Source organism: Methyloversatilis sp., assembly GCF_030696805.1.
Taxonomy (GTDB): domain Bacteria; phylum Pseudomonadota; class Gammaproteobacteria; order Burkholderiales; family Rhodocyclaceae; genus Methyloversatilis.
The window spans coordinates 1-7,743 of the sequence record NZ_JAUYRO010000121.1 but is presented as its reverse complement, the minus strand read 5'-3'; the positions used below and the strand labels follow the sequence as shown (position 1 = coordinate 7,743).

Sequence of the window (7,743 nt, the reverse complement as noted above, 5' to 3'; positions counted from 1 at the left end):
GTGCTCAAGGCCCTGCGCCTGGAGTGAGTCTTGCCTTTGCCCGGCCGGACGGGTACACCACCCCCCTCAAACCACCAGCACGACAACCACAGGACGCTCACCATGAAAACTCTCGTCACCGGCGCCGCCGGATTCATCGGATTCCACCTCTCCCGCCGTTTGCTGGCCATGGGGCATGAGGTTGTCGGGCTGGACATCGTCAACGACTACTATTCCGTGGAGATCAAGCACGCCCGCCTGGACCTGCTGAAGGCCGAGCCCACGTTCACCTTCGCCCAGATCGACATGGCGGACACCGTGGCCATGGCCACGCTCTTCGCCGAGCACGGCTTCACCCATGTGGTGAACCTGGCGGCCCAGGCCGGGGTGCGCTACTCCATCGAGAACCCGCGCGCCTACATCGACTCCAACATCGTCGGCTTCCTGAACATCCTGGAAGGCTGCCGCCACAACAAGGTCGGGCACCTGACCTATGCCTCGTCCTCGTCCGTGTATGGCATGAACACCACCATGCCGCTCAGCGTTCACGACAACGTGGACCACCCCATGAGCCTGTACGCCGCGACCAAGAAGTCCAACGAACTCATGGCCCACACCTACAGCCACCTGTACGGCCTGCCGACCACCGGACTGCGCTTCTTCACGGTTTACGGCCCGTGGGGCCGACCGGACATGGCGCTGTTCCTGTTCACCCGGGCCATTCTCGAAGGCCGGCCGATCGACGTGTTCAATCACGGCCGGATGCAGCGTGACTTCACCTATGTCGACGATATTGCCGAAGGGGTGATCCGCACGCTCGATCGCCCGGCCGAAGCCGATCCGTCGTTCGATCCGCTGGCACCGCATCCGGGCCATTCACGCGCACCTTACCGGGTGTTCAACATCGGCAATCAGGGGCCGGTGCTGCTGATGGATTTCATCGCAGCCATCGAGGACGCGGTCGGCATTAAGGCGCAGAAGAATCTGCTGCCGATGCAGCCGGGCGATGTACCGGCAACGTATGCCGACGTGTCGGAACTGACCGAGTGGACCGGCTTCATGCCGGGTACGCCGATTGGCGAAGGCGTGGCGCGCTTCGTGCGCTGGTATCGCGACTACTACCAGGTGTGAGCCGGCGTTCCTATTTCAGCGTGTAATTGACCCACCATTCGCGAGTAAACGATTCCCGCGTCAGCCTGCCCGGCATCACAAGCGACTTGAGTTTGCGTCCGTCCGCTATTGCGGCGTCATCCAGCAGCTTGTTTCCGCTGCCTTCGATGACCACGACGTTGACCAGCTCACCGTTTTCGAAGAACAACCTCAGCTTCAGCTTGCCCTCGATGTTGCGCATCTGCGCCACCCGCGGATAGACCTTGCTCGCTTCGAACGCACGCAGCAGATCGCGTCCGAAACCGTCGATCAGCGCATTCAGATCCTCGACCGGCGCGGCCGGCACCGGCGGTGCGGCGACCTGCGGTGGTGGTGCCGGCGGCGCAGGGGGCGGCGGAGGCGTGTCGATCGGCGGCAGCGGTACCGGCTCAGGTTGAACCGGCACCACGCGCTCGGCCGGTGCGGCGGGTGCCGGCGGGGCCGCCAGTATCGGCGGGGGCGGCTGACGAGGCACTTCCTTCGGCGGCTTGGGCACCGGTTTCGGCGGCGGTGGTGCCGGCGGGGGCGGTACGACCACCTGCGGAGGGGGAGGCGGCGGAGGCGGGGGCGGAGGCGGTTCGATCATGCGAACATCGACCCGGACTTCCTCGGCATCGGGCGGCTCGGGGGTGTAGCGCGACGCCTGCCACACGACGTACGCATGAAACAGGACAGACAGGACCAGCGCTGCAATCCAGAACGGTGAGCGCAGGCCGGAAAAATCCCGGAAGTAGGCGATGTATGACGGGCGAAGAAGCGAGTCTGGATTCATCTGTTGCGTGCAGACAGGGCCCGGGGCGTGTCGGAAGCGGCGAACTGCGAGGCAGCGCCGGACTTTACTTCAATTGGCCGCGCTTGTGATGCGCTCCCATCCGTGCGCGCCGGACAGACCGCGTGCGGCAGATGGCGACTGGATGCGGGCTGGAGCTGCCGGGCTACACGGATCTTGAACGCCGAACTCGGGAAAAACTCCCGGTTGTGATGCCGTCAGCGCAGCGCTGCCGCCGCCTCGGCCACCAGTGCCGGACCGCGATAGATCAGGCCGCTGTAGAGCTGCACCAACTGTGCGCCGGCGTCGATTTTTTCGCGCGCGTGGTGGCCTTCGGTGATGCCGCCGACGCCGATCAGCGCCACGCGGCCGGCCAGCCGCTGCGCCAGTGCTGCCAGCACGGCAGTGGAGCGGCTGCGTACCGGCGCGCCGGACAAGCCGCCGCTTTCAGCACCGTGAGGCAGTGTTTCAACACCTTCGCGCGACAGGGTGGTGTTGGTCGCAATCAGTGCGTCGATGTGATGGCGCACCGCGGCGTCAGCGATGGCATCGATCTGCGCCTCGTCGAGGTCGGGCGCAATTTTCAGCGCCAGCGGCACGCGCCGGCCGGCCCCGGCATCCAGTGTCTTCCGCTCGGCGTCGAGCGCGCCGAGCAGCGCGTTCAACTCGTCGCTGCCCTGCAGCTGACGCAGATTTTTCGTATTCGGGCTGGAAATGTTGACCGTGATGTAGCTCGCGTGCGCGTGTGCGCCGCGCAGGCCGATCAGGTAGTCATCGACGGCACGCTCGATCGGCGTGTCGGCGTTCTTGCCGATGTTGATGCCGAGGATGCCGCCGGCGCGCACGTAGCGCGACCGTTCGACATTGGCGATCAGTACGTCCAGCCCGAGGTTGTTGAAGCCCATGCGGTTGATGATGCCCTGCGCGGCCGGCAGTCGGAACATGCGCGGCTTGGGGTTGCCCGGCTGCGGGCGCGGCGTGATCGTGCCGATTTCGATGAAGCCGAAGCCGAGCCGGGCGAGCCCGTCGATCGCGGCGCCGTTCTTGTCGAGCCCGGCGGCCAGACCGACCGGATTCGGAAAGGTCAGGCCCATGCACTGCACCGGCCGGGCTGGCAGGTGCAGTGCCGGAATCAGCGAAGGTGCGCGCGCGAGCGTGCCCAGCGTCAGGTCGTGGGCGCGTTCGGCGTCGAGTGAAAACAGCAGCGGCCGCAGCAGCGGATAGAGCATGGGAAGAATCCGGAAAACAGGCGCAGGAAATGGACGCCGGAAGTGGAAACGGACGGCAATCCAGCGGCCGTCCTTATTCGGGAGAGAGGTCGTCGAGCAGGCGCCAGTTGCCGTTCACGCGACCTTCGAGCGGCTGGAAACGCGACTTGTAGGCCATCTTCGGGCTGTCTTCTATCCAGTAGCCGAGATAGAGGTAGCTCAGGCCGAGCAGGCGTGCCAGATCGATCTGCCACAGGATGTTGAAGGTGCCGTAGCTGGCGCCTGGCACATCGGGGTCGTAATAGGTGTACACCGATGACAGGCCGTCATCGAGGATGTCGACGATGCTGACGATGCGCAGCGGGCCATCGGTGGCATGACCTTCGCGGAATTCGATCAGCCGCGTATCGACGTGGCTTTGCAGCAGGAAGTGCGAATACTGTTCGCGCGAATCCTGATCCATGCCGCCGCCGCTGTGCCGGCTCGACTGGTAGCGCTGATACAGGTCGTAGTGTTCGTCGCGGAAGGCGAGCGGCGCTTCGCGCGTCTGCAGGTTGGCGTGGTGGGTCAGTGCGCGGCGTTGGCTGCGCGTGGATCCGAATTCCTCCACCCGCACGCGCACCGGTGTGCAGGCGCGACAGGCGTCGCAGTAGGGGCGATAGGTGAACACGCCACTGCGCCGGAACCCGGTCCGCACCAGATCGCTGTAGAGGCGCGCATCGATCAGGTTCGACGGTGTCGCCACCTGCGAGCGCGCGGTGCGCCCCGGCAGGTACGAGCAGGCATATGGCGCCGTGGCGTAGAACTGCAGCGAGGTGAAGGGGAGGTCCTTGAGAAGCGCCATCGCGTTGAACGGATTCAGATGCGGTAGTAAGGTGGAATCAGGTCAGTCGGCCAGCGTCCGGGCGGCGGGCCGTCAGCGATGCACTGTGCCATAACGCGGCAGAATTCGCGCCGCGGTATTTCACGACCGCCCATGCTGCCCAGGTGGCCGGTGTTCATCTGGCAGTCGATCAGCCCGAACCCCTGCGTTTCAAGATAGCGCGCCAGATGAACGAGCGCAATCTTGGACGCGTCGCGCTCGGTCGAGAACATCGACTCGCCGTAGAACATGCGCCCGATCGCCATGCCGTACAGACCGCCGGCCAGCCGGCCGTCGATCCATGTTTCGACGCTGTGCGCGTAGCCGCTGTGGTGCAGCGCGGTGTAGGCCGCGACCATTTCGTCGCTGATCCAGGTGCCCCCTTGACCGTCGCGCGGCGCAGCGCAGGCGCGCATCACGGTCTCGAACGCGCTGTCGCAGCGCACCTCGTAGGGCCGGTTGCGCAGCACCTTGACCATTGAGCGCGTGATGCGGATTTCCGACGGTAGCAGCACCATGCGCGGATCCGGGCTCCACCAAAGCACCGGTTGGCCGTCGGAAAACCACGGAAAGATGCCCTGACGGTAAGCGTCGATGATGCGATCCGGCGTCAGTTCGAGGCCGGCGGCGAGCAGTCCGTCGGGTTCCCGCAGCGCCCGTTCGACCGGCGGGAACGGTGCGCCCGGTTCAAGCCAGGGGATCACGGATGGTCCGTGGCCGTTTCCGGATGACGGAAAGCGACCACATGGTCGGCGTCGAGCCGTATGCCGATGAATTCGCCGATCGCGTGGTTGTGGTGCGACGGCACAAGGGACAACACCCGCCGGCCCGACGCCAGTCGCAGCGTGTACAGGAAATCCGCGCCACGGAAGGATTTTGCGAGCACCTCGGCGCGCAGCAGTGCCGCGTCGTCGTGTACCAGATCGTCCGGGCGAAGCAGCACATCGACTTGACTGTCGGCCATGCAGCGCGGGCAGTCGTCTTCGCAGGCGAACGGAAACTCGCTGCGCAGGATGCCCAGTTCGAGTTCCACCTCGTTGTCATTGCGCAGCCTGCCGGGCAGGAACACGCCCTGGCCGACGAAATCGGCTACGAAGCGGCTTTCCGGCCGGTGATAGAGGTTGTAGGCGCTGTCCCATTGCTGCAGGCGGCCGGCCTGCATCACGCCGATTTCGTCGGCGATCACGAACGCCTCCTGCTGGTCGTGCGTGACCAGAATGGCGGTGATGTTGCGTTCCTTCAGGATGTCGCGCAGCTCGATGGCGAGCCGGGAACGCAGTTCGACGTCGAGGCTGGAGAACGGCTCATCCAGCAGCAGCAGTTCCGGGTCGGGTGCCAGCGCGCGCGCCAGTGCCACGCGCTGCTGCTGGCCGCCCGATAGCTGGTGTGGAAATTTATCTGCGTGCTCGGCCAGCCCGACCACCGCCAGCATGTCGTCGGCGCGTGCGCGACGTGCGCCACGCGAACCTTCTGTCAGACCAAAGGCGACGTTGTCGGCCACGCTCAGATGCGGGAACAGTGCAAAGTCCTGGAACACCATGCCGATGCGCCTGCGTTCAGGTGCGCGATGAGTGGTGGCCGATGACACGATTTCGCCGTTGATCGCGATGGTTCCGCCCTGCAGCGGTTCGAAGCCGGCGATGGCACGCAGCACCGAGGTCTTGCCGCAGCCGGACGGGCCGAGCAGGCAGCCGATGCGACCGCGCGCCAGACTCAGCGAAAGGTCGTGCACCACTCCGGTATGGCCGTAGGCGATCCGGACGGAATCAAGCACTAGTTGTGGCATGGCATCGCAGTCTGAATGCCGTTACGCGGAAAAACCCGCCGCCGGCCGATATCGATAATAGCTCTCAATTATAATGCGGTGACTCCGCCCCCGGCACATCGTCTGTTCCGGGGGTGCCCCCTGCACGCACAACACACCGCCCCTTGCACCTGCGTCGCCTTTCACTGTTGTCGCTGATCGCTCTGCTGCTTGCGCTGCTCGTGGCTGCGCCAGTCATTTCGGTGCTGGTCAATCTGCTGCAGGGCGGCACGTCCGGAACCTGGTCGCATCTGGCATCGACCGTGCTGCCGGAATACGTCGCCACTACCCTCTGGCTGTGTCTGTGGGTCGGCCTCGGTACCGCATTGATCGGGGTGTCGACCGCCTGGGCCAGCGTGATGTGGGAATTTCCGGGCCGGCGTGTGCTCGACTGGGCACTGGTGTTGCCGCTGGCCACACCCGCTTACGTGATGGCCTACACCTACACCGACCTGCTGCAGTTCGTCGGCCCGGTGCAGACCGCGCTGCGCGACACCTTCGGCTGGGAGCGCGGCGATTACTGGTTTCCCGATGTGCGCACGACCGGCGGCGCGGCCTGCATGTTCATTGCAGTGCTTTACCCGTATGTCTATCTGCTGACCCGGCAATCGCTGCTCGAACGTGCCGCGGGCCTGACCGAAGCCGCGCGCATGCTGGGGCAGGGCGCCTGGGCGGCGTTTTTCCGCGTGTCGCTGCCGCTGGCGCGCCCGGCTATCGTGGCCGGTGTGTCGCTCGCGCTGATGGAAACGCTGGCCGATTACGGCGCAGTGAGCTATTTCGGCGTGCAGACCTTCACCACCGGCATCTACCGCGCCTGGTTTTCGCTCGGTGATCGTGTCGCCGCGGCACAGCTGGCCGCACTGTTGCTGGGCTTTGTCGCCACGCTGTTGCTGGCGGAGCGGCTGACGCGCGGCGCGGCGCGCTTCAATGACAGCGGTCGTGCCGGCGCCAGTGCGCGTCGCCACACGCTGGGCCGGGGTGCCGGCTGGCTGGTCACCCTTCTGTGCCTGCTGCCGCTGGCTGCCGGCTTCATCGTGCCGGCCGGTGTGCTGCTGAGCTGGGCGATGTCCGAAGGTGACGCACAGTTCGGCCAGCGCTTCATCCGTCTTGCGGCGAACAGCTTCACGCTGGCCGCCGTCGCCAGTGTCCTTGCCGTGGCGCTGGCACTGCTGCTCGCCTATGCCGCACGCAGCAGCCGCTCGCGCATGGTCGCGCTGGCGCGTTCCGTGGTCGGGCTTGGCTACGCCGTGCCGGGTGCGGTGATCGCGGTCGGTATCCTGATTCCGGTCACCCGGCTCGATCATGTGCTGTCCGGTCTGTGGCTGCAGTGGACCGGCAGCAACCCGGGCCTGCTGCTGACCGGCGGCGTCGGTGCGCTGATCTATGCCTATCTGGCGCGCTTTCTGACGGTGTCGCTGCAATCGGTCGAATCCGGTCTGGCGCGCATCACGCCCAGCATGGACGAGGCAGCGCGCAGCCTCGGGCTGGGCGCCGGTGCCACCCTGCGCCGCGTTCACTGGCCGATGTTGCGCGGCAGCCTGCTGACCGCCGCACTGCTGGTGTTCGTCGATGTGATGAAGGAGCTGCCGGCCACGCTGGTCATGCGCCCGTTCAACTTCGATACGCTGGCCACCCAGGCCTATACGCTGGCCAGCGACGAGCGGTTGCAGGAAGCGTCGACCGCCGCGCTCACCATCGTCGCAGTCGGATTGCTGCCGGTGATCATGCTGTCGCGACAGATCGCGCGCTCGCGCCGGGCGTGAAGCCTTATGTCCGGCCGTGCAGGGCGAGCTGCTGATGCCCGTCACGAAAGCCGTAACAGTGCTTGCCCTTCGTAGATACTCCGTTTGCCGTCAAGTCACTGTAGAGGGATTTGAGAACAGTGACGCGGAATTGAAGGGTGTGTTGTTGCGGATGCAAGCCCAGATGCCGGTGAGCATTTTGCGCATGAGCGCACACTGCGCCTGGATCT

7 protein-coding genes and 1 pseudogene are annotated in these 7,743 nt (G+C 65.6%); 2 read left to right on the top strand and 6 right to left on the bottom strand.

The window, feature by feature from the left end; all coding sequences use genetic code 11:
• The first annotated feature begins 102 nt into the window (after positions 1-102).
• Complete coding sequence (locus tag Q8R75_RS19665; protein ID WP_305663830.1) at positions 103-1,110, top strand: NAD-dependent epimerase; 1,008 nt, start codon at positions 103-105, stop codon at positions 1,108-1,110.
• 10 nt (positions 1,111-1,120) lie between these two features.
• Here the strand turns inward: Q8R75_RS19665 and Q8R75_RS19660 are convergent, their stop codons facing one another.
• The 6 genes and pseudogenes from Q8R75_RS19660 to Q8R75_RS19635 form a co-directional block, all read right to left on the bottom strand.
• The gene (locus tag Q8R75_RS19660) at positions 1,121-1,900 is read right to left on the bottom strand and encodes an energy transducer TonB (protein WP_305612721.1); all 780 of its coding nucleotides are present in this window, start codon (positions 1,898-1,900) and stop codon (positions 1,121-1,123) included.
• A gap of 215 nt (positions 1,901-2,115) precedes the next feature.
• Positions 2,116-3,126 (bottom strand): quinone-dependent dihydroorotate dehydrogenase, encoded by a 1,011-nt coding sequence (locus tag Q8R75_RS19655; RefSeq protein ID WP_305612720.1) that lies wholly within the window; start codon positions 3,124-3,126, stop codon positions 2,116-2,118.
• 73 nt (positions 3,127-3,199) lie between these two features.
• On the bottom strand, positions 3,200-3,949 hold the full coding sequence (locus Q8R75_RS19650) for an arginyltransferase (protein WP_305612719.1): 750 nt from the start codon (positions 3,947-3,949) through the stop codon (positions 3,200-3,202).
• Between the two features lie 14 nt (positions 3,950-3,963).
• Positions 3,964-4,671 carry a leucyl/phenylalanyl-tRNA--protein transferase gene (aat, locus tag Q8R75_RS19645; protein WP_305612717.1) on the bottom strand — a complete coding sequence of 236 codons (708 nt, stop codon included), beginning with the start codon at positions 4,669-4,671 and terminating at the stop codon, positions 3,964-3,966.
• On the bottom strand, positions 4,668-4,931 hold the full coding sequence (locus Q8R75_RS19640) for a TOBE domain-containing protein (RefSeq protein WP_305612733.1): 264 nt from the start codon (positions 4,929-4,931) through the stop codon (positions 4,668-4,670). The genes aat and Q8R75_RS19640 overlap by 4 nt, the downstream gene beginning before the upstream one ends.
• Positions 4,932-5,180: 249 nt before the next feature.
• Positions 5,181-5,753: pseudogene (locus tag Q8R75_RS19635) on the bottom strand (ABC transporter ATP-binding protein); the annotation flags it as partial.
• Between the two features lie 167 nt (positions 5,754-5,920).
• Between Q8R75_RS19635 and Q8R75_RS19630 the strand changes: the two are divergent.
• Positions 5,921-7,534, top strand: coding sequence for an iron ABC transporter permease (locus Q8R75_RS19630; protein WP_305626028.1), 1,614 nt, complete (start codon positions 5,921-5,923; stop codon positions 7,532-7,534).
• The last annotated feature ends 209 nt before the right edge of the window (positions 7,535-7,743 follow it).